Origin of the sequence: Plantibacter sp. lyk4-40-MEA-4 (assembly GCF_030209415.1) — a bacterium.
In the GTDB taxonomy this organism is placed as follows: Bacteria; Actinomycetota; Actinomycetes; order Actinomycetales; family Microbacteriaceae; genus Plantibacter; species Plantibacter flavus_A.
This window is the reverse complement of sequence record NZ_JARVSA010000002.1, coordinates 599,649-625,884: the sequence shown is the minus strand read 5'-3', so window position 1 is coordinate 625,884 and position 26,236 is coordinate 599,649. Positions and strand designations below refer to the sequence as shown.

Annotated in this window: 23 protein-coding genes; 5 read left to right on the top strand and 18 right to left on the bottom strand. The window is 70.0% G+C overall.

Features of this window, described 5'->3' with window-relative positions; genetic code table 11:
• Nucleotide 1: 1 nt before the first annotated feature.
• From QRN44_RS04985 to QRN44_RS04975, 3 genes are read right to left on the bottom strand one after another with little or no spacing between them, the layout of a single operon-like run.
• Entirely contained in the window at nucleotides 2-1,045 is a 1,044-nt protein-coding gene (locus QRN44_RS04985; RefSeq protein ID WP_285038436.1) for a FecCD family ABC transporter permease, read from the bottom strand.
• A complete protein-coding gene (locus QRN44_RS04980) occupies nucleotides 1,042-2,112 on the bottom strand; it encodes an iron chelate uptake ABC transporter family permease subunit (RefSeq protein ID WP_285038435.1) in 1,071 nt (356 codons plus the stop codon). The genes QRN44_RS04985 and QRN44_RS04980 overlap by 4 nt, the downstream gene beginning before the upstream one ends.
• Before the next feature lie 4 nt (nucleotides 2,113-2,116).
• A complete protein-coding gene (locus tag QRN44_RS04975; protein ID WP_285038434.1) occupies nucleotides 2,117-3,067 on the bottom strand; it encodes a siderophore-interacting protein in 951 nt (316 codons plus the stop codon).
• A 122-nt stretch (nucleotides 3,068-3,189) separates the two neighbouring features.
• Here QRN44_RS04975 and QRN44_RS04970 point away from each other — a divergent pair, with 122 nt between their 5' ends.
• From QRN44_RS04970 to QRN44_RS04955, 4 genes are all read left to right on the top strand, one after another.
• Nucleotides 3,190-5,352 carry an ATP-dependent Clp protease ATP-binding subunit gene (locus QRN44_RS04970; protein ID WP_121291528.1) on the top strand — a complete coding sequence of 721 codons (2,163 nt, stop codon included), beginning with the start codon at nucleotides 3,190-3,192 and terminating at the stop codon, nucleotides 5,350-5,352.
• Nucleotides 5,353-5,576: 224 nt separating this feature from the next.
• The gene (locus QRN44_RS04965) at nucleotides 5,577-6,554 is read left to right on the top strand and encodes a PrsW family glutamic-type intramembrane protease (RefSeq protein ID WP_285038433.1); all 978 of its coding nucleotides are present in this window, start codon (nucleotides 5,577-5,579) and stop codon (nucleotides 6,552-6,554) included.
• An 87-nt stretch (nucleotides 6,555-6,641) separates the two neighbouring features.
• A complete protein-coding gene (locus QRN44_RS04960; protein ID WP_285038432.1) occupies nucleotides 6,642-7,061 on the top strand; it encodes a hypothetical protein in 420 nt (139 codons plus the stop codon).
• A gap of 60 nt (nucleotides 7,062-7,121) precedes the next feature.
• A complete protein-coding gene (locus QRN44_RS04955) occupies nucleotides 7,122-7,775 on the top strand; it encodes a DUF1345 domain-containing protein (protein WP_285038431.1) in 654 nt (217 codons plus the stop codon).
• A 618-nt stretch (nucleotides 7,776-8,393) separates the two neighbouring features.
• On the opposite strand, the gene QRN44_RS04950 is transcribed toward QRN44_RS04955, so the two are convergent.
• Nucleotides 8,394-8,975: a nitroreductase family protein gene (locus QRN44_RS04950; protein ID WP_064295515.1), complete on the bottom strand. Its 582-nt coding sequence runs from the start codon at nucleotides 8,973-8,975 to the stop codon at nucleotides 8,394-8,396.
• Between the two features lie 80 nt (nucleotides 8,976-9,055).
• On the bottom strand, nucleotides 9,056-11,152 hold the full coding sequence (gene acs / locus QRN44_RS04945; RefSeq protein WP_285038430.1) for an acetate--CoA ligase: 2,097 nt from the start codon (nucleotides 11,150-11,152) through the stop codon (nucleotides 9,056-9,058).
• Between the two features lie 174 nt (nucleotides 11,153-11,326).
• On the opposite strand from acs, the gene QRN44_RS04940 reads away from it, so the two are divergent.
• Nucleotides 11,327-12,268: an NADP-dependent oxidoreductase gene (locus tag QRN44_RS04940; RefSeq protein ID WP_285038429.1), complete on the top strand. Its 942-nt coding sequence runs from the start codon at nucleotides 11,327-11,329 to the stop codon at nucleotides 12,266-12,268.
• A gap of 74 nt (nucleotides 12,269-12,342) precedes the next feature.
• Here QRN44_RS04940 and QRN44_RS04935 read toward each other — a convergent pair whose 3' ends face one another.
• The 13 genes from QRN44_RS04935 to QRN44_RS04875 all read right to left on the bottom strand — a co-directional run bounded on the left by QRN44_RS04935 (nucleotide 12,343) and on the right by QRN44_RS04875 (nucleotide 26,213).
• Nucleotides 12,343-12,684, bottom strand: a complete 342-nt coding sequence (locus tag QRN44_RS04935) for a hypothetical protein (protein WP_147427131.1) — start codon at nucleotides 12,682-12,684, stop codon at nucleotides 12,343-12,345.
• Between the two features lie 277 nt (nucleotides 12,685-12,961).
• Nucleotides 12,962-14,407 (bottom strand): threonine synthase, encoded by a 1,446-nt coding sequence (thrC, locus tag QRN44_RS04930; RefSeq protein WP_285038428.1) that lies wholly within the window; start codon nucleotides 14,405-14,407, stop codon nucleotides 12,962-12,964.
• Between the two features lie 92 nt (nucleotides 14,408-14,499).
• Nucleotides 14,500-15,609, bottom strand: coding sequence for a threonine aldolase family protein (locus tag QRN44_RS04925; protein WP_199687127.1), 1,110 nt, complete (start codon nucleotides 15,607-15,609; stop codon nucleotides 14,500-14,502).
• A 161-nt stretch (nucleotides 15,610-15,770) separates the two neighbouring features.
• Nucleotides 15,771-16,208, bottom strand: a complete 438-nt coding sequence (locus QRN44_RS04920) for a hypothetical protein (RefSeq protein WP_175116454.1) — start codon at nucleotides 16,206-16,208, stop codon at nucleotides 15,771-15,773.
• Nucleotides 16,205-17,356 (bottom strand): ABC transporter permease, encoded by a 1,152-nt coding sequence (locus QRN44_RS04915; RefSeq protein WP_285038427.1) that lies wholly within the window; start codon nucleotides 17,354-17,356, stop codon nucleotides 16,205-16,207. The genes QRN44_RS04920 and QRN44_RS04915 overlap by 4 nt, the downstream gene beginning before the upstream one ends.
• Complete coding sequence (locus QRN44_RS04910) at nucleotides 17,353-18,237, bottom strand: ABC transporter ATP-binding protein (RefSeq protein WP_064295522.1); 885 nt, start codon at nucleotides 18,235-18,237, stop codon at nucleotides 17,353-17,355. Before QRN44_RS04910 ends, QRN44_RS04915 begins: the two co-directional genes overlap by 4 nt.
• A gap of 187 nt (nucleotides 18,238-18,424) precedes the next feature.
• Nucleotides 18,425-19,429: an aldo/keto reductase family protein gene (locus QRN44_RS04905; RefSeq protein ID WP_064295523.1), complete on the bottom strand. Its 1,005-nt coding sequence runs from the start codon at nucleotides 19,427-19,429 to the stop codon at nucleotides 18,425-18,427.
• 63 nt (nucleotides 19,430-19,492) lie between these two features.
• Nucleotides 19,493-20,200: a response regulator gene (locus tag QRN44_RS04900; RefSeq protein WP_285038426.1), complete on the bottom strand. Its 708-nt coding sequence runs from the start codon at nucleotides 20,198-20,200 to the stop codon at nucleotides 19,493-19,495.
• A complete protein-coding gene (locus QRN44_RS04895) occupies nucleotides 20,197-21,600 on the bottom strand; it encodes a sensor histidine kinase (protein WP_285038425.1) in 1,404 nt (467 codons plus the stop codon). The genes QRN44_RS04900 and QRN44_RS04895 overlap by 4 nt, the downstream gene beginning before the upstream one ends.
• Before the next feature lie 133 nt (nucleotides 21,601-21,733).
• Complete coding sequence (locus QRN44_RS04890; RefSeq protein WP_175116451.1) at nucleotides 21,734-23,167, bottom strand: DUF6421 family protein; 1,434 nt, start codon at nucleotides 23,165-23,167, stop codon at nucleotides 21,734-21,736.
• A gap of 150 nt (nucleotides 23,168-23,317) precedes the next feature.
• Complete coding sequence (locus tag QRN44_RS04885; RefSeq protein WP_121291537.1) at nucleotides 23,318-24,157, bottom strand: ABC transporter permease; 840 nt, start codon at nucleotides 24,155-24,157, stop codon at nucleotides 23,318-23,320.
• 31 nt (nucleotides 24,158-24,188) lie between these two features.
• On the bottom strand, nucleotides 24,189-25,250 hold the full coding sequence (locus QRN44_RS04880) for an aliphatic sulfonate ABC transporter substrate-binding protein (RefSeq protein WP_285038424.1): 1,062 nt from the start codon (nucleotides 25,248-25,250) through the stop codon (nucleotides 24,189-24,191).
• Nucleotides 25,251-25,304: 54 nt separating this feature from the next.
• Nucleotides 25,305-26,213, bottom strand: coding sequence for an ABC transporter ATP-binding protein (locus QRN44_RS04875; RefSeq protein ID WP_285038423.1), 909 nt, complete (start codon nucleotides 26,211-26,213; stop codon nucleotides 25,305-25,307).
• Nucleotides 26,214-26,236 lie beyond the last annotated feature (23 nt).

Below are 26,236 nucleotides of genomic sequence, written 5' to 3'. Positions count from 1 at the left end.
GTCAGCGCTTTCCCGCCTGCGTGATGAGCAGGGCGATGAGGTAGATGCCACCGAGGGTCACGGTCACCGCACCGACCGGCAGGGCGGCCGGGGCGATGATCCGCTGAGCCACGACGTCACTCACGAGGAGCAACGCCGCGCCCATGGCGGCCGAGGGGACGAGGGTGATGCCGGCGGACTTCGTCAGTCGCCGGGCGAGTTGGGGTGCGGCGAGGGCGACGAAGATGATCGGGCCGGCGACCGCGGTGACGGTCGCGGTGAGCGCGACGCCGATCACGAGCAGCAGCAGCCGCGTGCGCTCGACCGGGATGCCGAGGGCGCTCGCGATGTCGTCGCCGAACGCCAGCATGCCGAGTCGGCGGGACAGGAGCGCGAGGAGGGGGACGAGGACAGCGACCGCGATCGTCATGGGCACGACGTCCTGCCAACCGAGGTCGGCGAGCGAACCCATGCCCCAGCTCGCGGCCGCGATGGCGGCGTTGAGGTCCGCCCGCAGCTGCAGGTAGTCGTTGAACGCGTTGAGGACGGCGCTGATCGCGATGCCGATCACGATGAGCCGGAAGCCCTGGACGCCCCGAGACCACGCGAGGAGATAGACGACGAGCGCCGTCGCGAGCCCGCCGATCAACGCACCGGACACCGTGGCCGCATAGTTCCCGCCGACGACGAGGGTGACGATGAGCGCGCCGGTGAACGCGCCGGAGTTGAACCCGATGATGTCGGGACTGCCCAGCGGGTTCCGGGTGATCGACTGGAAGATCGCACCGGAGAGCCCGAGCGCGATCCCGCCGACGACGGCGATCACGACCCGCGGCAGGCGCCACTCCAAGACGATGCGGAGGACGCTCTCCGAGCCCGTGCCGGTGAACGCGGCGAGCAGCTTGTCGAGCGGGATGCGGTACTCGCCCTGGGTGAGCGCGAAGGCGCCGACCCCGACGACGACGGCGACCAGGGCGCCGACGACGACCAGCTCGCGCCGGTGGACCACCCAGCTGACCCGACCGACCCGCACGGTGAGCCGACCCGGTTCGGCGACCGCGGTCACAGCCCCTGCGCCTTCGAACGGCGGATGAGCACGATGAGGAGCGGGGCACCCACGAACGCCGTGACGATCCCGACCGGCATCTCGCCGGGGACGGCGACCCGCCCGACGAGGTCGGACAGCAGGAAGATGATCGGCGCGAACACCATCGTGAACGGGAGCACCCAGCGCTGATCCGGTCCGACGATGGCGCGGGCGAGGTAGGGCGACATGAGTCCGAGGAAGGCGATCGGTCCGGCCGCCGCGGTGGCCGAACCGCACAACAGGGTGATCGCGACGACCGAGAGCACCCGCGTCCGGAGCACCTTCGTGCCGAGGGAGGTCGCGAGGTCGTCTCCGAGGGCGACGGTGTTGAGTGACCGCGAGACGACGAGGGCGAGGACGACCCCGACGATGAGGAACGGCAACACCCCGAGGAACACATCCATCTGGCGGTTCTGCAGTGATCCGGCCTGCCAGAAGCGGATCTTGTCGAAGATGTCGGGGTTGCGGATCGTGATGGCGAAGGTCACCCCCTGCAGTGCTGCGGAGAGCGCGACGCCGGCGAGCACGAGGCGGACCGGGGTCGCCCCGGCGCGGCCCCGGGAGCCGATCACGTACACGATGACGGAGGCGAGGCCCGCGCCGGCGAAGGACCACCACACGTACGAGCTCAGGTCGGCGGTGCCGGCGATGGCGACGGCGAGCACGACCGCGATGTACGCCCCGGCGTTGACGCCGAGGATGCCGGGGTCGGCGAGCGGGTTCCGCGTGACGGCCTGCATCATCGCTCCGGCGAGGCCGAGCGCCGCACCGACGCCGATGGCCAGGAGCATGCGCGGCAGCCGGAACCCGGTGACGAGGATCGCGTTGGTGTCGTCGCCGCCCTGCGAGAGCGCCCGCCAGACCTCTGCGGCACTGATGGTCCCCGAGCCGATGAAGAGACTGCCGACGGCGATGGCGGCGAGCACGACGAGCGCTGCGACGAGGAGGAGCCAGCGTGAGGCGGTCGATCGGGCGATGCCGGTCGACGCCTCTCGTGCGCGGGCGGCCGCGGTTGGGAGCCGCAGGCTGTCGAGGTCGGCGCTCACCGGCTCATCGGTTGTCTTCGGCCTTGCCGTGTCGCCAGTAGCCCATGAACGCGACCGACTTGCGGTCGACGCCGCACCCGGAGACGAGGTGTCGGCGGAGCGTCTTGATGGCCGACGCCTCTCCGGCGAGCCACGCATAGAGCGGTGCGCTCTCGAGGACGGGGCCTCCGGTCGCGTTGACCGGTGCTTCCCAGAGCAGCTCGGTGTCGACGTCGACGTCCTCGAGTGCCGGCTGCGTGGCGATCGTGGCGGTGTCGACGCTCGGCGCGAGGCGACTCGCGATGCGCTCGACCTCGGGGATGAGCAGGGTGCCCACGGGCTGGTCGCCGCGGGGGAGGACGACGACCTCGATCCCGTCGGGCTTCGTGGACAGGGCGGCGATGTCCTCCTCGTGCGGCAGCTCGACGACGGCGATCCCGCGCGCGGTGCTCGGCAGGCGCTCGAGGATCCCGGCGATCCCGGGCAGGGCCGTCTCGTCGCCGGCGAGGAGCACCTGGTCGACGGTGGCCGGCGCATGCCAGTCGATGCCGCCGGCCGGGACGGCCGACCGGGCGTTCGGGACGTTGACGACGAGCTCGTCGCCGACCTTCGCGTCCATCGCCCAGGTGGACGCGGGGCCGACGCGGCCGTGCAGGGCGATGTCGACGTCGAACTCGGCGAGCTCCGGCCGGACCTCGCGGATCGTGTACGTGCGCATCGGGTGACGCTTGTCGTTGGGCAGCAGCCGCCAGGCCTGGTACCAGTCGTCGTGCATCGGCAGCTCGTCGAAACCTGTGTCGGGCAGCGGGAAGAGCAGCTTGATGCGCTGATCGTGGCGGTTGTCCGCGATGTGCTGGACCTCGGGGCCCGTGAACGTGAAGCGCCGATAGCTCGGGCTCACCTGCTCGATGCGCCGGACGACGGCTGCGAGGAGGATGAAGATCGAGTCGGGGGTCTGTTCACTGAGGCGAGGCATCGATAGGTAAGCCTACCCTTCGATGCGCTGAAGGTCACCCGCCGATCGCACCTTGTCGGCGGGGAATGGCGGTGGTAAACTTGAGTCAGATTCACTCAAGTTTTGAACAGGAGATCGTACCCATGCCAGCAGGCCAGACGCCTCAGCAAGAGGATCAGCGCAGCGCGCTCGAGCAGTACGGCGTCAACCTGACCGAGATCGCCGCCTCCGGCAAGCTCGATCCGGTCATCGGCCGCGACGCCGAGATCCGCCGCGTGAGCCAGGTCCTCACGCGGCGCACCAAGAACAACCCCGTCCTCATCGGCGAGCCCGGCGTCGGTAAGACCGCCGTCGTCGAAGGCCTCGCCCAGCGCATCGTCGCGGGCGACGTCGCCGAGAGCCTCAAGGGCAAGCAGCTCATCTCCCTCGACCTCTCCGCGCTCGTGGCCGGCGCCATGTACCGCGGGCAGTTCGAGGAACGCCTCAAGGCCGTGCTCAAGGAGATCGACGAGTCAGACGGACAGATCATCACCTTCATCGACGAGCTCCACGTCCTCATGGGTGCCGGCGGCGGCGAGGGGTCCGTCGCGGCGGCCAACATGCTGAAGCCCATGCTCGCCCGCGGCGAGCTGCGGCTGATCGGCGCGACCACGCTCGACGAGTACCGCGAGTTCATCGAGAAGGACGCCGCCATGGAGCGTCGCTTCCAGCAGGTGTTCGTGGGGGAGCCGAGCGTCGAGGACACGGTGGCCATCCTCCGCGGCCTCAAGGAGCGGTACGAGGCGCACCACAAGGTCGCCATCGCCGACAACGCGCTCGTCGCGGCGGCAGCCCTGTCCAACCGCTACATCACGTCGCGGCAGCTGCCCGACAAGGCGATCGACCTCATCGACGAGGCGGCCAGCCGACTGCGCATGGAGATCGACTCGGCTCCCGTCGAGATCGACGAGCTCCGACGCAGTGTCGACCGCCTGAAGCTCGAGGAGCTCGCCCTCAAGAAGGAGAAGGACGACGCCTCGAAGGAGCGCCTCGCCCGCCTTCGGGAGGACCTCGCGACCCGCCAGGCCGCGCTCGGCGAACTGCAGGCGCGCTGGGAGCGCGAGCGCGCGAGCCTCAACCGGGTCGGCGACCTCAAGAAGCAGCTCGACGCCGCCCGGAGCAAGGCCGAACGCGCCCAGCGCGAGGGCAAGCTCGAACAGGCGTCCAAGCTGCTCTACGCCGACATCCCTCAGCTCGAACGCGAACTCGCGCTCGCGGAGTCGGCCGAGCAGGACACCGACGGCGAACCCCGTATGGTCAACGACCAGGTGACCGCCGAGGACATCGCCGCCGTCATCGCCGCGTGGACCGGCATCCCCGTCGGTCGCCTGTTGCAGGGCGAGACGGAGAAACTGCTGCACCTCGAGCAGGAGCTGTCCCGCCGACTCATCGGGCAGCACCGTGCGGTCGCCGCCGTGTCCGACGCCGTCCGGCGCACCCGGGCCGGCATCTCCGATCCCGACCGCCCGACCGGCTCCTTCATGTTCCTCGGCCCCACCGGCGTCGGTAAGACCGAGCTGGCGAAGGCGCTCGCCGAGTTTCTCTTCGACGACGAGAAGGCCATGGTCCGCATCGACATGTCCGAATACGGCGAGAAGCACTCGGTCTCCCGGCTCGTCGGTGCACCTCCGGGGTACGTCGGCTACGAGCAGGGCGGGCAGCTCACCGAGGCCGTCCGTCGACGCCCGTACTCCGTCGTGCTGCTCGACGAGGTCGAGAAGGCGCACCCCGAGGTGTTCGACATCCTCCTGCAGGTGCTCGACGACGGCCGGCTGACGGACGGACAGGGGCGCACCGTCGACTTCCGGAACGTTATCCTCGTGCTGACGTCCAACCTCGGCTCGCAGTACCTGATGGACGCCTCGCTCTCCCTCGAGCAGAAGGAGGAGGCCGTCCAGCAGCTCGTGCGCCAGGCCTTCAAACCGGAGTTCATCAACCGTCTCGACGACATCGTCGTGTTCCAACCGCTCAGCGAAGCGGAGCTCGGCCAGATCGTCGAGCTCTACATCGATCGCCTGCAGCGTCGACTGGGCGAGCGTCGGCTGCACCTCGCGGTCACGCCCGATGCGCGTGCGTGGCTCGCGGAGCGCGGATACGACCCCATGTACGGCGCGCGTCCGCTGCGTCGACTCATGCAGCGGGAGATCGACGACCGCCTCGCGCGGGCGATCCTCGACGGCTCGATCCGCGACGGCGACACCGTCCACGTCGGGCTCGCGAGCGACGGCGACGGCCTCACGGTCGAGCGAGCGGTGGTCCCGGCCTAGCCCGGCTGCTTGCGGCCAACGCGGTGCGCTGACCCGAGCGCAGCCTATCGACGTGAGCGCGCCCCTCCGGAGGGGTGCGCTCGTGCGTCTGCCCTGCGCTCGCGCGACAGCACCGCGCTGGCATTGACCCCCGAGTGGGGGAGGAAACCCCTGGTGCCCGACGGATGCCGCGCACTAGCGTGATCCTCGCGGTGGGCCCGGTCGGCGCGCCCTGAGAGGACACGATGTCGCACGCAGCCCCGATCACGACGCCCGAGACCAGCGGCGCCGCCGCACCCCTCTGGCGTCACGCACACGCCCCCGCCTGGTTCTTCTTCGGCGGCCTGGCGCTCTGGCTGTTCCTGCTGCTGGTGCCGCACGTGCTCCTCGGCAACCCGGCGGTGGTCCCCGCGTGGATCCTGCTCGGCTCAGGGCTGGCCGCGTCCACCCTGCTGCTCGTCATGGCCCGACGTCTCCAGTCGGGCGACGGCGTCACGACGGCGACGCTCCTTTGGGCGGTGCTGGTCGGAGGCTTCATCGCCATCACGCTCGGCAGCACCTTCGACTCCCTCATCGGCGTCGCCGCGACCGATGCCGGCGAGAACCCGCACGACATCGGGCTCTTCTTCGCCGGGGTCGCCGAAGAACTGGCGAAGATCATCGCCGTCGTGATCGTGGCATGGCGGTTGCCGGTGAAGACCGCCCGGGGTGGTCTCTTCGTCGGCGGTGCCGTCGGCATCGGCTTCGCCGTCCTCGAGAACCTCTGGTACATCGGACAGGGATGGGCGGCCGGCGTCGAAGCATCGCAGAAGCTCGCCGCCGGCTCACCACCCCTCGAGACCATCCTCACGCACCCGGCGTTCCAGGCGGCCGGAGCCGCGTTCGCCCGGACGATCTTCGACCCGGTCGGCCACCCACTGTGGACGGCGCTGCTCGCCGCCGCGGTGTTCGCCGCTGCACGCAACGGACGGTTCCGGATCACCGTGGGGGTGCTCCTGACCTACCTGCTCGTCGCGGTCATGCACGGCCTGTGGGACGGTAACACCGTGCTCTGGGGGCTGCTGTTCCCGGCCATGCCGGTGCTCAAGGTGCTCGTCGTCCCGGCCATGATCGTGCTCGTCGTCGCCTTCTCGCTCATCTGGCGGGCACAGGCCCGTCGCATCAACCGTGACGCCGGCGTCGTGTCGCTCCACGTCCCGCGTCGCGAGCGGAAGCAGGCCTGACCACCGGACGCGCGAGGTCTGCTGTGATCCGGGCATGCCGGGGAGTAGCGTGAAGCGCACCCGATCCGCGACGCCGAGGAGACACCCATGCTGGGACGCAAGACCTTCGAACAGCGAGAGGTCGACCAGGCGAAGACGATGATCGCCGCGCTGGTCGCCGGACGCGAGACGCTGGCCGAGGCCGGCGCGGACCCGGCAGCGCTGGCCGTGGTCGACCCCGAGTTCTTCACCGGCCTCACCCTTGTGCTCGACCGGCCGTTCGTCCACCGGGTGCGCTCGGTGCTCGGGAAAGGTCCCAGGGCCCTCAACGAGCTCGAACTCATCGTCACGTCGATCCTCGACCACGACCGGGTGTTCACGGTGGGGACCGTCCTGCAGTATGCCGAGGGGACGTCGTTCACCGGCCTCGTCCCGGGCGAGACGATCCGGCTGAGCGCCGAGCAGTTCGAACGGCTCGCCGTCGGGGTCTTCGCCGAGCTGGAGGAGTTGTTCGTCGAAGCGGTGTGAGGTGCGGCGTCGGCCGCGAGCCTGCGTCACTCGCTCCACGGACGGTGCCACGATCAGCTCGTGAGCTCATCGACGTCCGGACCGATCGCCCTGCGGCACGGCGCGAAACTCCGCCTGATCCTGTCCGCCGTCATCGGCTTGGGCGTCGGGGTGGCCACTGGCCTGACCTGGTTCTGGGCGGGGGCGATCCTGGCCGGCTGGGGAGCCACGTGCGTTGTCTTCATCGTCTCGCTCTGGGTGCGTATCTGGCGGATGGGTCCGGCACGCACGCGCGAGCATGCGACCTCGGAGGAACCCGGACGGACGACGAGCGAGGTCCTGATCGTGCTGGCGAGCGTCGGGAGCCTCGTCGCCCTCAGCGTCGTGATCTTGCAGGCGCGGGCGTCGACCGGCGTCGAACAGGGCCTGCTGGCGGGGTTCTCGGTGCTGAGCGTCGCCATGTCGTGGGCGCTCATCCACACGATCTACACCCTCAGGTACGCACGCATGTACTTCGCTGCTCCGGAGGGCGGCATCGACTTCAACCAGGAGGAGGCGCCCCAGTACAGCGACTTCGCCTACCTCTCGTTCGACCTCGGCATGACGTACCAGGTCTCCGATACGACGCTGCGGTCCAGTGAGCTGCGCCGCACGGTGCTCAAACACACCCTGCTGTCGTACCTCTTCGGCTCCGTGATCCTCGCGACCGTCATCAACCTCGTCGCGGGGCTGTAGCGGCGTGTCGGACACGCCCTTCGACAGGCGGTTGGATGTCCGCCTGCGTTGAGCGGACGGGGGCGGTCTCCTCGTCCGTCACTTGTCCTTGACCGATCGAGTTGTCGGACGCTGATCAAGATATACTTACATATTTCATATGTGGAATCGGATTGAGCATGTGAGGATACGCTCGCGGTTGATACGAGTGTGCCTCGTCGTTGGTCTCCTGGCTGCGCCAGTTCAGTTTGGAACGGCGGACGGCGGCTCCGTGGTCGCGGTGTTTCAAGGGGTCGGCGTATGGGCGATAGCACGCCAGTCACGCGGTGCAACGGAGCCGGATACGTCGCGCGATTGGTGGCGTCTGACGGAACGACCTTCGATGAGCGCTCTCGCTGCCCTGCTCGCCGGTCTCGCGACAGTCAGCATGATCGTCTACGGGGCCCACTGGGGCGCGACTGGAGAACTCATCTTGCGATCATGCGTGGGAGCAGCCTTGACTGCGTTGTTCATCGTGTCGGCTGTTGGACTGCGTCGTCACCGGCCTAGCCCGAGCGATGACGGATGAGCCCCGCGAACGACGACTGCGCAGCCCGGCGGACCGGACTGCGCAGCGTGGTGGTGCAGGAACCGAGCGGACTACTCCTGGACGATCACGAGGTCGGCGAGCGGACGACGCTCGCGCGGAGCGGTCTCGCGGTCGCGGAGCATGCCCTCGGGCAGGAGTTCCGGGTCGCCGAGCTCGCCGAGCGCGGTGACGGTGAACGGCAGGAGGCCGTCCGGCAGCGAGAACGCCTCGCGGATGCCGTCGGCGGAGAAGCCGGCCATCTGGTGTGCGAACAGGCCGTCGCTGTGGGCCTGGACGCTCAAGTGCGCCATCGCCTGGCCGAGGTCGTAGATGGCCCAGGGACGCTCGTTCCCCTCGTCGTCGACCGTCTCGGCGACGGCGACGATGAGCGCGCCCGCCTGAGCGGCCCACCCTCGGTTGAACGCCACCAGCTGCTCAGCGATCGCGTCGAACGTGGCGGTCCCCTTGGTGCCGACGATGAACCGCCAGGGCTGCACGTTGTTGGCGCTCGGCGACCAACGCGCGGCTTCCAAGGCCGAGGCCATCTTCGCGGCGGCGACGGGCTCGCTCACGAAGGAGCGGGGGCTCCACCGGTCGGCGAGGACGTCGAGGATGGGGGCGTCGGTCTGGGCGGTACGGGTGACGATGGACATGCGGTCTCCAAGCGGAACAAGGGAAGTGGACAGAGGCTGCGTCGCCATTGACGATGGATGCAACTGCATCGATCGAGGCGCTATTCCCGGGTTCGAGGGGTCCGTGCAGCAGTGACGATCTCGGCGATCCGGTGCGGGGCCGCTTCGTCCTGCAGCGAGGTCGTGTCGCCGAGCGGCCGCTGGTCGACGATGTCGCCGAGCAGACGCCGCATGATCTTCCCCGAGCGGGTCTTCGGCAGGTCTGGGATCACGAAGACGTCGCGAGGCTTCGCGATCGGGCCGATCTCGTTCGCCACGTGGGAGCGCAGTGCCTCGCGGAGTGCCGCAGAGCGATCCAACCAGTACGCCTCGCCGTCGGCCTCGGGCCCGTGGGTCCGCGAGGACGGGATGACGAACGCGGCGATCGCGCTCCCCGTGATCGGGTCGTGCACGCCGACGACGCCGGCCTCGCCCACGTGGGGATGCGACACGAGGGCCGATTCGATCTCGATGGTCGACAGGCGGTGGCCCGAGACGTTGATGACGTCGTCGACGCGCCCGAGGACCCAGATGTCGCCGTCCTCGTCCCACTTCGCGCCGTCGCCGGAGAAGAAGTAGCCCTGCCTCCAGTACTTCGCCCAGTACGAGTCGCGGTAGCGCTCCGGGTTGCCCCAGACCGTGCGTGCGAGCGAGGGCCCGAAGCGGCTGACGACCAGGTACCCGCCGGATCCGTACGGCACCGTCTCGCCGTCCTCGTCGACGACCAACGCCTCCAGGCCGGGGAGTGCGCGACTGCCGGAACCCGGCTTGATCGTGGTCGCGCCGGGGAGCGGTGCGATGACGGCCGACCCCGTCTCCGACTGCCACCAGGTGTCGACGACCGGGGTCTCGCCGCGCCCGATGCGCTCGCGGAACCACATCCAGGCCTCGGGGTTGATCGCCTCACCGACGGTGCCGAGGAGCCGGAGGGTCGAGAGGTCGTACTCGGCGGGCGGTCCCTCGGGGAACCACGTCATGAGGGTCCGGATGAGCGTGGGTGCCGTGTAGTACGTCGTCACGCCGTAGCGCTCGATGATCTCGAAGTGCCGTGCCTGGTGCGGGGTGTTCGGCGTGCCCTCGTAGATCACCTGGGTGAGCCCGTTCGAGAGCGGACCGTACATCTCATAGGTGTGTGCGGTGACCCAGGCGAGATCGGCGGTGCACCAGTGGACGTCGTCCTCCTTGGCGTCGAAGATCGCCCAGTGGGTCCAGGACGCCTGTGTGAGATAGCCACCCGAGGTGTGGACGAGTCCCTTGGGCTTCCCGGTGGTGCCGCTCGTGTAGATGATGAAGAGCGGGTTCTCCGCATCGAACGCCTCGGCCTCGTGGGTGTCGGCGGCGACACCCACGGTGTCGTGCCACCAGACGTCGCGACCGGGGGTCCAAGGCACGTTCGGCGTCTCGTCGCCCGTGCGTGCGACGACGAGCACGTGCTCGACGGACGGCACACCGTCGACGGCGGCGTCGGCGTTCTGCTTGACGGGCACAGCGGTACCCCGGCGGTACTGGCCGTCGGTGGTGATGAGCAGCTTCGCCTCGGTGTCCTCCACCCGGAAGCGCAGCGCCTCGGCGGAGAACCCACCGAACACGAGGGAGTGGATGGCGCCGATGCGCGCGACGGCGAGGGTGGCGATGACCGTCTCGGGGATGACCGGCAGGTAGATGACGACGCGGTCGCCCTGCCCGATGCCGAGTGCCGTGAGGGCGTTGGCGGCCTTCGCGACTTCGCGCTGCAACTCGGCGTAGGTGATGGAGCGGCGGTCGCCCGGCTCGCCCTCGAAGTGGAGGGCGACCTTGTCGCCTCGTCCGGCATCGACGTGGCGGTCGACGCAGTTGACCGCCACGTTGAGCGTTCCCCCGGCGAACCAGGTGGCGGCGGGGACGGTGAGCTCGGGCTCGGGGTCCGTCGGGTCGGACCCGTCGACCGGTCGGGCCGGGTCCCACGTGTGCGCCGTGTCCCACGGAGTGACCCAGTCGAGGCGTCGGGCCTGCTCCTCCCAGAACGCCACGGGGTCGGCGGCCGCGCGGGCCCACTCCTCCGGGCCGACGTTCGCCGTCCGGGCGAGGTCGGTCGGCGGTGCGTAGCTGCGGGTCTCGGCGAGGAGGTTCGCGATGGTGGCGGCGGGCGCCGCGGACGTCGATCCATCAGTGGGAGGCATGCTGCAACGCTACGCGGGAGTCCGGTGCCGGTGCCATCCGCGGGTCATGCGGCGTCACGGTCCGGAGGTTCCGAGGGGCTGTGGAGGAGCGTCGGGAGTAGCCTCGGAGGGCCGCCGCGATGCGTGGCGGACGCCGATCAGGGGTGCGCAGGCGCATCTCGGGAAGGGAACGACATGGCGACCGTCATCCAGTACCAGCAGCTCGGCTCGGCCGACGTCCTCGACCTCGTCGAGGTGCCGACGCCTCAGGCGGGCCCCGGCGAACTCGTCGTCGAGGTGCGAGCCGCGGGCGTGAACCCGATCGACTGGAAGCTCCGCAGCGGCCTCCGCGGCGGCGAGCTGCAGGGCACCCGACGCGTCGGGAGCGACGGCGCCGGCGTCGTCGTCGAGGTCGGCGACGGGGTCGACGGCTGGTCGATCGGCGACGAGGTCGTCGTCGTCAACGCCTCCGGGACGTATGCGACCCACGTCGTCGTCACACCCGACCAGATCATCCGCAAACCGGCTGCCATCTCCTTCGAGGAGGCGGCGGCGATCGGCATCCCCGTGAGCACGGCCTATCAAGCACTGCGCTCGCTCGGCGTGACCGAGGGGACGACCCTCCTGATCCACGGTGGGTCGGGCTCGGTGGGGCACGCCGCCGTGCAGTTCGCCGTGGCTTGGGGAGCGACCGTCGTCGCCACCGCGAGCGAAGGGAACCACGCACGTCTGCGGGAGCTGGGGGCGATCCCCGTCACCTACGGTCCCGGGCTCGTGGAGCGCGTGCGCGAGGCCGCTCCGCAGGGTGTCGACCGTGTGCTCGACGCCGTCGGCACCGACGAGGCGCTCGAGGCCTCGTTCGAGCTGGTCGAGGACCGTCAGCACATCGGCACGATCGTCGTCGGCGCGAAGGCGGCCGACCTCGGGATCCAGGCGTGGTCCGGCGGAAACCCGCTCCCGCTCACGGAGCAGGAGCAGGCCTGGCGGGCGGAGGCGATCCCGGCGGTCGCGTCCCTCGTCGAGCAGGGACGGTTCCACTTCGAACTCGGCACCGTCCGGCCCCTCGCCGAGGCCGCCGAGGCGCACCGCGAGAGCGAGTCGGGTCACCCGAGCGGGAAACTCATCCTGGTCCCCTGAGCGCCCTTCGACAGGCTCAGGGACCGGAGTGACTTGAGCGGGAGTGCCCTTCGACAGGCTCAGGGACCGGGGAGCTACTCCGGGCCCTCGCCGAAGCTGTCGCCGACGGGCGCGCGGTCGGCGAGGTCGTCCTGGTCGTCGAGGTCTTCGACGGCATCCTCGGTGTCCGCGTCGTCGAGTCCGGCGTCGCCGACGACGTCGTCACCACCGACGCCGTCACCGGCGTTGCTCAGACCGCCGTCGCCGGGGGCCGCGTCGTCGGCCGAGCGGTCGACCGCACCGCCGTCGGGAACGACACCGCCGACCGAGCTGTCGGTCTGGTCCTCACCGGGCACGTGTGCCTGGGCGCCCGGACCGCCGTGGGCGAGGGCGTCGCGCTGGGCGTCTGCTGCTGCTGGATCCATGGGATTGCTCATGAGGGCAGCGTAGAGCGGACGCCGGGTCGTCGCTGGGGCTTGGCTCCGGGACGCCGGACGCCTATCCTCCGTGTTCCCCGCCGGACCGGACGCGGTGTCGACGGCGCGGTCGGATGCCCTTCGACAGGCTCAGGGACCTGCGCGGGCTCAGGGACCGGCGCGGGCTCACGGACCGGCGCGGGCTCAGGGACCGACGCAGGTTCAGGGACCTGCGCGAGCTCACGGACCGAGTCGGCTCAGGGATCGGGGCCGGGACGGGCTCAGGGAGCGGGGCGGGTCAGCGGCCGGTGTGCTGCGCGATGATCGCCTTGATGCGGTCGACGTCGGCCGGGACGATCTCGAATCGCTGCTCGAGACCCTCGATGCCCTCGAACGCCTCGGGACGCTCCGGCTCCTCGCCGAGCGCCTCGCGGACGATCTCGGCGAACTTCGCCGGCAGAGCGGTCTCGAGCACGAGCATCGGGACGCCCTCGCGCAGGTGGCGACGGGCGACCGTGACGCCGTCGGCGGTGTGCGGGTCGATCGTGACGCCGTAGCGCTCGTGCACGTCGCGGATGGTGGCGACGCGGTCGGCGTGGGTGCTGCGGCCAGAGACGAAGCCGAACTCGCTGATCCGCTCGAACTCGGGCGTCCCGGAGAGGTCGAACCCGCCCTCCTCGTCGAGGGACCGGAACAGCTCACCGAGGCGGGTCGCGTCCTGACCGACGAGGTCGTAGAGGAAACGCTCGAAGTTGGACGCCTTCGAGATGTCCATGCTCGGGCTCGACGTGTGGTGCGTCTCGGCCGCCGAGCGTGGGCGGTACACGCCCGTGCGGAAGAACTCGTCGAGGACGTCGTTCTCGTTCGTCGCGACGACGAGCTGGTCGATCGGCAGCCCCATGGAGCGGGCGATGTGCCCGGCGCAGACGTTGCCGAAGTTGCCGGACGGCACCGAGAACGACACCTTCTGGCCCGGACCGTCGGTCGCGAGGAGCCAGCCGTGCACGTAGTACACGACCTGCGCGACGACGCGGGCCCAGTTGATCGAGTTGACCGTACCGACGGCGTGGAGCGCCTTGAACGAAGCGTCCTTCGAGACGGCCTTCACGATGTCCTGGCAGTCGTCGAAGTTGCCCTCGACGGCGAGGTTCACGATGTTGTCGTCCTGGAGGCTGAACATCTGCGCGCGCTGGAAGCTGCTCATGCGGCCGTGCGGGCTCAGCATGATGACCCGGATCCCCGTCTTGCCGCGCATGGCGTGCTCGGCCGCGCTCCCGGTGTCGCCGGAGGTCGCGCCGAGGATGTTGAGCTCGTCGCCGCTCTTCGCGAGCGTGTACTCGAAGAGGTTGCCGAGCAGCTGCATCGCCATGTCCTTGAAGGCGAGCGTCGGGCCGTTCGAGAGGCCGAGGAGTTGCAGCTCGGTGCCGCCCTCCTCGCCGAGGGTACGCAGCGGGGTGATGAGCGAGGCGTCGTCACCGGCGCGGCCGTTCGAGTACACCTCGGCGGTGTAAGTGCGACGGGCGATGTCCTGGAGGTCGGCTGCGGGGATGTCGTCGGCGAACTTCGACAGCACGGCGAACGCGAGGTCGGCATAGGACAGCTCGCGCCACGACTCGAGCTCCTCAGCGGTCAGCTGCGGGTACTCGGCCGGGAGGTACAGGCCCCCGTCCGGGGCGAGCCCGCCGAGGAGGATGTCCGAGAAGTGCTGGGGCAGATCGTGGCCCCGCGTCGACTGATAGTGCATGACCGTCTCTCTCATCCGGTTGGAAGCCCGATCTCCAACCTTGCCATATCGGGGGTCGACGCGCAGAGGCCTGCCGGCATCGTGACCGGCCGCTACGCGCGGGCGAGTTCCTCGCGGATCGCGGCGACGAACGCGTCGATGTCGTCCTCGGTGGTGTCGAACGAGCACATCCAGCGGACCTCGCCCTTCGCGGCGTCCCAGTCGTAGAAGCGGAAGCGTTCCCGCAAACGGTCGGGGACGCCCGCGGGAAGGGTCGCGAACACGGCGTTGGCCTGCGTCGGCTGGCTGAAGCCGAGTCCCGGTGCCTCGCCGGCGGCGATGAGCGCTTCGAGGGAGCTGCGGAGGCGTGCGGCCATCGCGTTGGCGTGGGTCGCGGAGCGGAGCCAGAGCCCGTCGCCACCGTCGGCCGCCGGCTCGAGCAGGGCGATGAGCTGCGCCGCACCGAAGCGCATCTTCGACGCCAGCTGCATGTTGAGCTTCCGCAGGTAGACGAGGCCCTCCGATGCCGACGGTTCGAGCACGACGATGGCCTCGCCGAACATGAGCCCGTTCTTCGTCCCACCGAAGGACAGCACGTCGACGCCGGCATCGGCGGTGAACGCGCGCAGTGGGACGCCGAGGGCTGCTGCGGCGTTGGCGATGCGGGCTCCGTCGAGGTGCAGCTTCATGCCATGACCGTGCGCGTGGTCGGCGATCGCGCGGATCTCCTCGGGCGTGTACAGGGTGCCGAGCTCGGTGGTCTGCGTGATCGAGACGACGAGCGGCTGTGCACGGTGCTCGTCGCCCCAGCCCCACGCCTCGCGGTCGATGAGGTCGGGCGTGAGCTTGCCGTCGGGGGCGTCGACCGTCAGGAGCTTGATGCCACCGACCCGCTCCGGCGCGCCGCCCTCGTCGGAGTTGATGTGCGCGGTCGACGCCGAGATGACGGCACCCCAGCGCGGGAGCATGGACTGCAGGCCGACGACGTTCGCGCCGGTGCCGTTGAAGACGGGGAACACGGCGACGTCGCGGCCGAAGTGATCGGCGAAGACCTCGTGCAGTCGACGGGTGTAGTCGTCCTCACCGTAGGCGATCTGGTGGCCGCCGTTGGCCGCCGCGAGGGCGTCGAGGATCTCGGGGTGGACGCCGGAGTAGTTGTCGGAGGCGAAGCCGCGGATGCTGGTGTCATGCAGAGAATCGGTCACTGATCCATCCTCGCGCATGCCACACGCAGCTTCCGTGCATCGCGGGCCGACTTCCTGCGTGCTCGGGTCGCCGTCGGGCATGTTCACGATTCAGGAGCGCCCGGGCGTGGCGCCCCCGCACCATGCGTGTCGGCAGGGACGCGCCGCGGCGCTCCTGAATGGTGAACCGAGAAGCGAGGTCAGTCGGCGGCGTGACGCGGGCCGTCGGAGGAGGGGACGCTCTCCTCGGGCACGGCGTCGATCGCGGCGTCGACGTCGGCGTGCGCACCGGGCTCCGGCTCCGCGTCCGGGGTCTCCTGCGCCAGCGCGTGCTCGTAGGCGAGCGCGTGCACGGCGATCGAGGATGCGACGGCGGCCTGCTGCTCGTCCTCGGCGGAGGGCTGAGCCGGCTGCTCGGCCGCGAGCGCGGCGGCCTGTTCGGGCGTCAGCCGGGCGTCCTGGTCCTCCTCGTCCTCATCGACGAGGTCGAGCACGATGGGGTCGTCGCCGTAGATGTCGCCCGCCGGGTCGCCCGCGAGCGGGGCCGGCGCGGGCAGGCGTTGCTCGGCGTCGAGGAACTGCTTGGCCTCGAAGGCACCCGGGTTGAAGACCTCGTCGATCCCGCCGAGCCCGCTCATGCCTTGAGCGCTTCCGACAGTTTGACCCGGCCGCCCATCTTGAGCAGCGAGTTCTCGTAGATCCGCGAGCCGACGAGGATGACGAGCGCCGCCGTGATCGCGAGGATCAGCAGGGACAGGATCGGCTCCCACCACTGCGCCGAGCCGACGAAGAGACGGACGGGCATGCCCACGGCTGCCGAGAACGGCACGTAGGACATGATCGTCATCACCACCGGGTTGTCGTTGAAGAAGATGACGGCGAAGTAGGGGATCATGATCAGCATCGTAATCGGGGTCGTCGTCGAACCGATGTCCTCTTGACGCGAGACCAGCGATCCGGCGGCGGCGAACAGCGCCGCCAGCAGGATGAAGCCGAGCACGAAGAACACCACGAACCAGACGACCGGGGTCCCGAGGCCTGCGAGCAGATCCGTCTGGCCCGTCACCGTCAGCCCGATCACCGACAGCGCAGCGATCGCCAGGATCTGCCCGAACGCCAGGATGCTGTTGCCGAGCACCTTGCCGGCGAGGAGCGCCTTCACGGGGATGGCGGACATGAGGATCTCGACGACGCGGGTCTGCTTCTCCTCGACGACGCTCTGCGCGATCGACGCCCCGAAGGTGGTGGCGGAGACGAAGAACACGAGACCGAACCCGAGCGACACGATGTAGAGCAGGAAGCCGGCGGAGCCGTCCGCGTCGGGATCGAGGATGGTGACCTGCGGCTGCGCGCTCAGTTGCATGATGAGCGTGTTGGAGGCCTCGGAGTCGAAGATGACCTGGACGCCGGTGGGGTTGTCGTCGGTGGCGGGTGCGATCGCCGCCTCGATGTCGCCCGACTTCACGAGGGCTTCAGCGGCGGCGACGTCGGCCGCCTCGGTCACGTCGAAGGTCTTGCCGTCGACGAGTCCCGCACCCGCGTTCCCCACGACCGCGACCTTCGTGGTCTCCGAGGCGGTGTTCTTCGCGAGGAACCCGCCGACGACGATGCCGGCGAGGATCACGAGGAGGAGGATGCCCGTCGAGATGAGGAACGTCTTGCTGCGCAGGCGCATCCTGACCTCGCGCTCGGCGACGAGACCGATGCTCTGCACGAGGCTGGGGGAGGCCGGGCCGGAGCGACGACGACCGGCGGGCTGGATCGGGGACTCGGTTGCCGTGGTCACTGGATGACCTCCTTGAAGATCTGGGCGAGGGTGGGTCGGAGGGGGGCGAAGCTCGTGACGTCGCCCTGGGTCAGCGCCTCACGGAGCACGGCTTGCGCCGCCTGGGCGTCGTCGGCGTCGAAGAGGGCGTAGCCGCCGTCGAAGTCGACGACGGAGATCCCCGGACGCTCGCGCAGCCACCCGGTGTCTGCTGCGGTGAGCAGCTCGTAGCGGTTGCCGGCGTGGGCTTCGCGGAGTGACTCGCGCGAGCCTGAGGCGCGGATCCTGCCACCGGCGATGATCACGAGGTCGTCGCAGAGGCGTTCCACGATGTCGAGCTGGTGACTGGAGAAGAGGACGGGGGAGCCGTCTGCGGCGAACTCGCTGAGCACACCGACGACCACGTCGACCGCCATCGGGTCGAGGCCGGAGAACGGCTCGTCGAGGACGAGGACGTCGGGGTGGTGGACGAGCGCCGCGGCGATCTGCGCCCGCTGCTGGTTGCCGAGCGACAGGCTCTCGAGGGCGTCGTTCCGGCGCTCGCCGAGGCCGAGGCGCTCGAGCAGTTCGCCGGCGTTGCGCTTGGCGGCGTGGGTCGTGAACCCGTGGAGACGGGCCAGGTAGACGAGCTGTTCCTCGACCCGCATCTTCGGGTACAGGCCGCGCTCCTCAGGCATGTAGCCGAACCGGCGGCGGTCCTCCGGGGTGAGCGGGGTGCCGTCGAGCGTGACGGTTCCTGCGTTCGCGGCGAGGACGCCGAGCAGGATGCGCATCGTCGTCGTCTTGCCGGCGCCGTTCCCGCCGACGAACCCCGTCATGCGGCCGGGGGCGACCTGGAAGCTGACGTCGTCGAGCACCTTCCGCTCGCCGTACGACTTGTCGATGTGGCTGAGTTCGAGCATCGGCCGCCTCCTGTGATCTGCGTGCTGGACCGAGTGTCCTGCGTCGGGTTCTCCCGGTATGGCGATCACGCTACGCGGCGCAGTGTGCCACCGGCATCCGCCGCAGGACGGGTTGACGCGACGACGCCCGGTCCCCTTCTCCGTCGAGTGGGGGATACCGGGCGTCGTGGACCAGCTGAGCGCTGGATCAGGCGGGGCGGGACTCCGGGGAGACCGTCTTCGAGGGGTCGGTCTCGGCGACGGAGCCGATGGCCTCGTCGATGCGGGCGATGACCGCGTCGTCGAGCTTCACACCGGCCGCGGCGGCGTTCGCGGTGACCTGCTCGGGACGCGAGGCCCCGACGATCGCACCGGCGATGTTGTCGTTGTGCAGCACCCAGGCGAGCGCCAGCTGCGCCATGGTGAGGTCGAGCTCGTCGGCGATGGGCTTCAGCTGCTGGACGGCCGTGAGCACCTCGTCGTCGAGGAAGCGCTTGATGGTGTCGGCGCCGCCCTTCTCGTCGGTGGCCCGGCTGCCCTGCGGGAGCTCTGCACCCGGCAGGTACTTGCCGCTGAGGACGCCCTGCGCCACCGGCGACCAGACGATCTGGGAGATGCCGAGTTCGCGCGAGGTGGGGACGACCTCCTCCTCGATGACCCGCCACAGCATCGAGTACTGCGGCTGGTTCGAGATGAGCTGGAAGCCCAGCTCCTTGGACAGGGCGTGGCCGGCGCGCAGCTGCTCGGCGTTCCACTCGCTCACACCGATGTAGAGCGCCTTGCCCGCCCGGACGACGTCGGCGAAGGCCTGCATCGTCTCCTCGAGCGGCGTCTCGCTGTCGTAGCGGTGGGCCTGGTAGAGGTCGACGTAGTCGGTGCCGAGACGCGTGAGCGAACCGTCGATCGACTCCATGATGTGCTTGCGCGACAGCCCGACGTCGTTGTGCCCCTTCGGGCCGGTGGGCCAGTAGACCTTCGTGAAGATCTCCAGGCTCGCGCGTCGTTCGTCCTTGAGGGCGTCGCCGAGCACCTGCTCCGCCGCCGTATTGGCGTAGGCGTCGGCCGTGTCGAAGGTGGTGATGCCGGCGTCGAGGGCGGCGCGAACGCTCGCCGTGGCGACGTCGTTCTCCACCTGCGAGGCGTGGGTCAGCCAGTTGCCGAAGATGATCTCTGAGATCTTGAGTCCGCTGTTGCCGAGGTATCGAAATTCCATGGTCGTCACGCTACTCCTCGCATCCGACCGACCGACGGGGTTGCGCGGAGACGGAGCGAACCCTCAGCTGCGCGGTGACGCCAGCCCGTGCTCGTAGGTGTAGATGACCGCCTGGATGCGATCGCGGAGGGCGAGCTTCTGCAACACCTTCGAGACGTGCGACTTCACGGTCGCCTCGCCGACGAAGAGCGTGGTCGCGATCTCCTGGTTGGACAGGCCCTGGGCGACCAACTGCAGGACCTCGCGCTCGCGCTCCGTCAGCTGGTCGTAGTCGGCACCGGTCGTCGGCCCGGCCGGGGCGGTGTGATCCTCCACGGCGTCCTCGACGGCTGGGGCCTGCCGGGTGAACCCTTCGATGACCCGGCGGGTGACCGCCGGCGAGAGGAGCGCCTCTCCGCCCGCGATCACCGAGACCGCTGCGACGAGTTCCTCCGGCGAGGAGTTCTTCAGGAGGAACCCGCTCGCACCGGCCCGGAGCGCCTCGGCCAGGTAGTCGTCGCGGTCGAAGGTGGTGAGGATGAGGACCGCGGCGTGCACCTCGGGATCCGCGACGATCCGACGGGTGGCCTCGAGACCGTCCATACCCGGCATCTGGACGTCCATGCAGATCACGTCCGGCGCGAGCGTCGTCGCGAGCTCGACGGCCTCGGCGCCGTCCGACGCCTCGCCGACGATCTCGATCCCGGGCTGTGAGCCCAGGATGATGCGGAAGCCCGCACGCAGCAGCTCCTGGTCGTCGACGAGGAGGATGCGGGTGGGCTGCTCGGTCATGCCTGGTCCTTCGTGGTGGCGGTCTGGGGTCGTCCTGCGGCGGCGGAGGCGAGGCGGGCGTCGGCGATGGACGCGGCGACGGGCTCCATCGCCTGGTCGCCCGGCCGGCCGAGCGGGATGGCGGCACGCACGAGGAAGCCGCCGCGGGCGCGTGCCCCGACCTCGAGGACGCCGCCCGACGACGCCACGCGCTCCCGCATCCCGATGAGCCCGAGCCCACCGCGGCGGGCCACCGTCGGGACGGTCCCCGTGTTCGTGACCTCGAGCTCGACCGCGTCGTCCAGATAGCGGAGCCTGAGTTCGGCGGTCGCCGTGGTGCCACCGTACTTGCGGGCGTTCGTGAGCGCCTCCTGCGCGATCCGGTACAGGTTGAACGAGACGACGGCCGGGATCGGGACCGGGGTGCCGACGAGTTCGAACCTCGTCGGCAGCCCGTTCGCCGTCGACTCGTCGGCGAGCCGGCCCAGCTGGCCGACGCCGACGGTCGACGGGCTGCTCTCCTCGTCGGTCGGTTCGCCGTGCGCGCGGAGGGTGCCGAGCATCTTGCGCAGCTCGTCGATCGCGCTCCGTGCGCCGAGCTCGACGTTCGTGAGTGCATCCCGCGCGGCGGCCGGGTTCGCATCGAGCACGGTGCGCGCGGCACCGGCCTGCACCCCCATGACCGAGACGTGGTGGGCGACGACGTCGTGCAGCTCGCGTGCGATCCGCACCCGCTCGAGGGCGACCGCCTGCCGGGCGGACCGGGCGCGCTCCGCCTCGAGCTCGGCTGTGCGCTGCTCGAGCGCGGCCCGTTCCCGGGAGGACTGGTAGACGCGCTCGCCGAAGAAGTACGCGGCTCCGAAGTAGAGGATGTTCGTCAGGATCTGGATGAGTATGAAGGCCACGAGGGGTGAGAAGAGCCCCACCCGGGAGAGGCTCGGCAACGCGTCGGGGTCGGTCGCCTGGATGAACATGGAGACGAGCAGCCAGACGAACATGGCGACGATGATGAGCACGCGGACGAGTGCGGCGCGACGTCGGTTCGGGACCCACGCCCCGACCGTGTAGATCGCGAGGAACAGGGTGATGTTCGTGAAGAGGACCTCGGGTACGAGCACCGTGCCGCCCACGATGAACATGACGGCGACGACGATCGAGACGGAGCACGGGAAGCGGCGACGGAACGCGAGCGGCGCGGTGATGCCGATCGCCCAGAGGACGGACGCCCACATCGGTGCGGGCTCGGGGTAGAACCCGGCGATCGTGTACAGCGTGAGGCTGAGGAGGGTGCCGACGCCGAGCGCGATGGCGAGGATGACGTCGGACCGCTGCTCCGACGGCGTCGCGGCCGGACGTCGCCACTCGGCGTCGTAGGGGTCGACCCGGCGGTCCTCCTGCTGGTCGACGGCGGGCTCGCTCATGCCGTCCACGCTAGCGCGACGCCCCGCCGGGGACATCCGTCGAGCGACGGAGCGCGGCGGCCCGGCCTCGAACAAGAGCCCGGAGCGGCACTCAGGAGAGTGCTGCTCCGGGCTCCTCCGCGGCACGGTCGGGTCAGGCCGCGGATCGCCCCGTGATCCCGGCGGTCGACGTGATGACGTCCGCCATCTTCTTGCCGAGCGCCTCGTAGAACATCGACAGGGGGAACTCGTCGTCGAGGACCGCGTCGGTGAGTCCACGCGGCGGTCCGCTGAGGATCTCGTCGGACAGCCCACGCGCCCACTGCGACGCGGGGTGCGGCGTCAGCGTCGTCCGGACGAGCTCGTACGCGGCGAGCCAGTGCGCGGTCTTCGGACGGTCGATCGATCGCCAGTACAGCTCGTCGATGCTCTCGCCGAGCCGCACGACCACGTCGGGGACCTCGTCCCAGTCGATCGTGAGTCTCGTGTCGGTCCAGTGCAGCACGCCGTGCTGGTGCATCCACGCGAACAGCAGCTGGCCGCCGACGCCGTCGTAGTTCCGGACGCGCGAGCCGGTGATGGCGAACCGGAAGATGCGGTCGAAGATGATCGCGTACTGGACGAGCTTCGCGTGCTCGAGGATCGCCACGTCCGCCGCGTCGAGCGTCTCGGTCTCCGCTCGGGTCGTCAGCGTGCGCTCCAGCCGGACCGACTCACGGAACGCCGTGAGGTCGCAGCGCAGCTCCTCGAGCGAGTACAGGAAGAACGGCATCCGCTGCTTGATCATGAACGGGTCGAACGGGAGGTCACCGCGCATGTGCGTGCGGTCGTGGATGAGGTCCCACATGACGAAGGTCTCCTCGGCCAGCTGCTGGTCGTCCAGGAGGGACGCGGCGTCGGCGGGGAGGTCGAGCTTGGTGATCTCGGCCGCGGCTCGGACGACCCGACGGTACCGGGCCGCCTCGCGGTCCTGGAAGATCGCGCCCCAGGTGAACGCCGGGATCGCGCGCATCGCGACCGTCTCGGGGAAGAGGACCGCGGAGTTCGTGTCGTACCCCGGCGTGAAGTCGAGGAAGCGGATCGGCACGAAGAGTGCGTTCGTGTAGTCGCCGGCCTCGAGCGCGGCGATGAACTCGGGCCAGATGACCTCGACGAGCACGGCCTCGATGTGGCGGTCGGTCGAACCGTTCTGCGTGACCATCGGGAACACGACGAGGTGTGCCAGGCCGTCCACGCGGTGCCGCTCGGGGTGGAAGGCGACGAGCGAGTCGAGGAAGTCCGGGACGCCGAAGCCGTCGCGCTCCCAGCGGTCGAAGTCGGCGACGAGGGCGTCGAGGTACTCGGCGTCGTGCGGGAAGTTCGGAGCGAGGGCGCGGACACTCGCGACGATCGTGGCGACGTGCCCTGCCGCCGACTCGTGGTCGCTCGACTCAGGGATCGAGCCGTCCTTCACCTGGACGGCCTGCAGCGCGGTCGCGGCGGCCTTGAGGTCCGTCCAGGCCGGGTGCCCGACGAGTGCGGCGGCGTCTTCGACGACCTCCGGCTCTCCGACGATGCTCTTCGTGTGGGTGGTGGCGACGTTCGACATGGTGAACCTCCTTCCGCGTGCGCAGGCGTCGCCCGGGGTGGGTGACGATTCCTTCGAGCGTAGGGGCGGAGGGGGTGCGGATTTCTTGCGTCAGGAGCGACTTCGCTGCAACATTCGGCCGTTCACGCCGGGGAACTGCACGGCCGACCGCTATCCCCAGCGGCGCTTGATCCAGCGGTCGAGGACACCGACGAGCGCATCGGTGATCGCGCCGAGCAGCGCGAGCACGATGATGACGAAGAAGATGCGGTCGACCCGGCCGTTGTTCTGCGAGTCCACCAGGCGGAATCCGAGTCCCATGGACGAGGCGATGAGCTCCGCCGCCACGAGGAACAGCCACGACTGCGCGAGCGCGAGTCGGAGGCCGGAGACGACCGAGGGCGTCACGGCTGGCAGCTGCACCGTCCGGAACAACGCGACACCGTTCAGGCCGAAGGCGCGGCCGGCCTCGACCAGGTGCTTGTCCACGTGGCGGAGCGCGGCGGAGACCGTCGTGTACACCGGGAAGAACGCGCCGATCGCGATGAGCGTGATCTTCGACTCCTCACCGATCTTCAACCAGAGGATGAGCAGCGGGACCCACGCGAGCGACGGGACGGCGCGGATCGCCGCGAAGGTCGTCGACAGCAGGATGTCGCCGAGGCGCGAGAGCCCCACGACCGCGCCGAGGACGAGGCCGAGGACCGCACCGATGAGGAAGCCGATGAGGACCCGCTGCACCGAGATGGCGACGTCCTGCTGCAGCCAGCCGCGCTGCGCGAGGTCCACGCCGGCCGCCCAGACCTCGGCGGGTGCCGGGAGTTGCGAGGCCGGCACGAGGCCGAGCGCGGTGACGAGCTGCCAGGCTCCGAGGATGACGACGGGGACGATGAAGCCGCCGAGGACGACGACGATCCTGCGGGACCCGAGGACGGCGCGCGCGTCGCGGCCGGACTGGGTCGCCTGGGCACCCGCGGCTGCGGTGGTGCCGAGACCGGCGAACTCGGTCATGGTTTCCTCTCGGGACGGTTGAGGCGCCGGACTACTTCGCGCCGATGGCGGACGGGTCCGCGTCGTCCACGAAGCTCGGGTTGAAGAGGTCGGCCAGGGCGTCGTCGACCTTGTCCTGCGACGACACGTCGCCGGACTCCACGAAGATCGGGCCGATGATCGACAGGACCTGCTCCTGGGCCTTGCCCGGGGCCGGGTCGACGTCGAGGTTCGAGCGCTCCGTGATCACCTTCGTCGCCACGGCGAGGTCGAGGCCCGCGGCGTCCGCGAGGATCTGTGCCGTCTCATCGGGGTTCGACGCGGCCCATTCACGAGCGTGTTCATAGGCGTTCACGACGGTCTGCGCGACGTCCGGACGCTCGTCGACGAAGGACTCGGTCGCGGCCAGGATGCCGTAGCTGTTGAAGTCGACGTTGCGGTAGATGAGCTTCGCGCCCGCCTCCTCGGCGCCGGCCATGATCGGGTCGAGACCGGCCCAGGCGTCGACGGAGCCGTTCTGCAGGGCCGCCCAGCCGTCGGCGTGCTGGAGGTTCTCGATCGTGACGTCTGCGGCGGACAGGCCGGCCTCCTCCAGCGCCTGCAGGAGGAAGAAGTAGGGGTCGGTGCCCTTCGTGGCGGCGACCTTCTTGCCCTTGAGTTCGGCGACGTCCGTGATCGTCGAGCCCTGGCCGACGACGATCGCCGACCACTCGGGCTGCGAGAAGACGTCGATCGCCTGGATGGCCGATCCGTTCGCCCGGTTCAGGAGCGCGGCGGAACCGGCTGTGGACCCGACGTCGATCGCGTCGGCCCGCAGCGCCTCGTTGGCCTTGTTGGAGCCGGCCGACTGGACCCAGTTGACGGTGATGTCCTGGTCGTCGAGGGCGTCCTCGAGCCAGCCCTGGTCCTTGATGATGAGGGAGAGCGGATTGTAGGTCGCGAAGTCGATGTTGAGCGTGCCGCCCTCGGTGGTGCCGGCGGTGCTGTCGCCGCCGGCTGCAGGAGCGTTCTCGCCCGCCACGCAGCCGCTGAGGAGGAGTGCTGCGGCGGCGGTCGCGGCGACGAGGGCCGCGCGCCCGGCGCGGGAGATGGTGAAGCGGCGTCGTGAGGTCATGCGTTGGTCCTTGCTGTGGATCGGTGCGGGATGACGGCGGAGGTGGTGGGTGGCTCAGTACGGGAAGTGCGGGATGGACGGCAGTCGTTGGTCGCCGCGGGCGAGACCGTGGCGGTCGATGCCGAGTCCGTCGAGGAGCCGGCCGCGAAGTTCGGCGAGCTCTGCCGACCCGCGGTCGCGCGGGCGGTCGCCGGGGACGGTCACGGTCTGCGCGATGGTCGAACCAGGCTGTCCCTCCTCGCGACCCAGGAGGATGACCCGGTCGGCGAGCTGGAGGGCCTCGTCGACGTCGTGGGTCACGAGCAGGATGGTGGTGGGCGCGGCGAGGTGGATGGCGAGCAGCAGGTCCTGCATCTTCAGCCGGGTGAGGGCGTCGAGGGCGCCGAACGGCTCGTCCAGGAGCAGGACTCCCGGCCGGCGGGCGAGGGCCCTGGCGAGTGAGGCGCGTTGCGCCATGCCGCCGGAGACCTCCCGTGGGCGGTGCTCGGCGAAGTCCGCGAGCCCGACGAGTTCGAGCAGCTCGGCGACGCGGGCGCGTCCTTCGGCTGCGGGTGTCCGCTTGGGAAGACCGAGCGCGACGTTCGCCGCGACGGTGCGCCAGGGGAGGAGTCGAGGCTCTTGGAAACCGAAGGCCGTGCGCGGGTCGATGCCGTCGACGGGCGTGCCGTCGATGAGCACGGAGCCGGCGGTCGGGTGGTCGAGACCGGCCGCGATCCGCAGCAGGGTGGACTTGCCGCAGCCGCTCGTGCCGAGGATGGCCACGACCTCACCGGCCTCGGCGGTGATCGTGACATCGTGCAGGACGGGCCGTGGGGCGTCGGCACGTTTGCCGACGCCGCTCGCGAAGGTGCGGCCGACCCCGGCGAACGCGACCGTGGAGGCACGATCCGCCGAGCCGACGGGGACGGCGTCGCGGGTGACCGGCGAGCTCGCGGCGAGCGGGCTTGGGGCGGCGTTCGTCATGGGTCTCGGGCTCCAGGGGTGGG

Excerpts from the sequence above, each read along its gene's own strand:
- QRN44_RS04890 (WP_175116451.1), bottom strand. The coding sequence starts at position 23,167 with ATGTCGAACGTCGCCACCACCCACACGAAGAGCATCGTCGGAGAGCCG.
- QRN44_RS04910 (WP_064295522.1), bottom strand. The coding sequence starts at position 18,237 with ATGCTCGAACTCAGCCACATCGACAAGTCGTACGGCGAGCGGAAGGTG.
- QRN44_RS04970 (WP_121291528.1), top strand. The coding sequence starts at position 3,190 with ATGCCAGCAGGCCAGACGCCTCAGCAAGAGGATCAGCGCAGCGCGCTC.
- QRN44_RS04925 (WP_199687127.1), bottom strand. The coding sequence starts at position 15,609 with ATGCGCGAGGATGGATCAGTGACCGATTCTCTGCATGACACCAGCATC.
- QRN44_RS04935 (WP_147427131.1), bottom strand. The coding sequence starts at position 12,684 with ATGAGCAATCCCATGGATCCAGCAGCAGCAGACGCCCAGCGCGACGCC.
- QRN44_RS04950 (WP_064295515.1), bottom strand. The coding sequence starts at position 8,975 with ATGTCCATCGTCACCCGTACCGCCCAGACCGACGCCCCCATCCTCGAC.
- QRN44_RS04880 (WP_285038424.1), bottom strand. The coding sequence starts at position 25,250 with ATGACCTCACGACGCCGCTTCACCATCTCCCGCGCCGGGCGCGCGGCC.
- QRN44_RS04920 (WP_175116454.1), bottom strand. The coding sequence starts at position 16,208 with ATGAGCGGGCTCGGCGGGATCGACGAGGTCTTCAACCCGGGTGCCTTC.
- acs (WP_285038430.1), bottom strand. The coding sequence starts at position 11,152 with ATGCCTCCCACTGATGGATCGACGTCCGCGGCGCCCGCCGCCACCATC.
- QRN44_RS04895 (WP_285038425.1), bottom strand. The coding sequence starts at position 21,600 with ATGAGCGAGCCCGCCGTCGACCAGCAGGAGGACCGCCGGGTCGACCCC.
- QRN44_RS04940 (WP_285038429.1), top strand. The coding sequence starts at position 11,327 with ATGGCGACCGTCATCCAGTACCAGCAGCTCGGCTCGGCCGACGTCCTC.
- QRN44_RS04885 (WP_121291537.1), bottom strand. The coding sequence starts at position 24,157 with ATGACCGAGTTCGCCGGTCTCGGCACCACCGCAGCCGCGGGTGCCCAG.
- QRN44_RS04900 (WP_285038426.1), bottom strand. The coding sequence starts at position 20,200 with ATGACCGAGCAGCCCACCCGCATCCTCCTCGTCGACGACCAGGAGCTG.
- QRN44_RS04960 (WP_285038432.1), top strand. The coding sequence starts at position 6,642 with ATGCTGGGACGCAAGACCTTCGAACAGCGAGAGGTCGACCAGGCGAAG.
- QRN44_RS04875 (WP_285038423.1), bottom strand. The coding sequence starts at position 26,213 with ATGACGAACGCCGCCCCAAGCCCGCTCGCCGCGAGCTCGCCGGTCACC.
- thrC (WP_285038428.1), bottom strand. The coding sequence starts at position 14,407 with ATGCACTATCAGTCGACGCGGGGCCACGATCTGCCCCAGCACTTCTCG.
- QRN44_RS04905 (WP_064295523.1), bottom strand. The coding sequence starts at position 19,429 with ATGGAATTTCGATACCTCGGCAACAGCGGACTCAAGATCTCAGAGATC.
- QRN44_RS04975 (WP_285038434.1), bottom strand. The coding sequence starts at position 3,067 with ATGCCTCGCCTCAGTGAACAGACCCCCGACTCGATCTTCATCCTCCTC.
- QRN44_RS04965 (WP_285038433.1), top strand. The coding sequence starts at position 5,577 with ATGTCGCACGCAGCCCCGATCACGACGCCCGAGACCAGCGGCGCCGCC.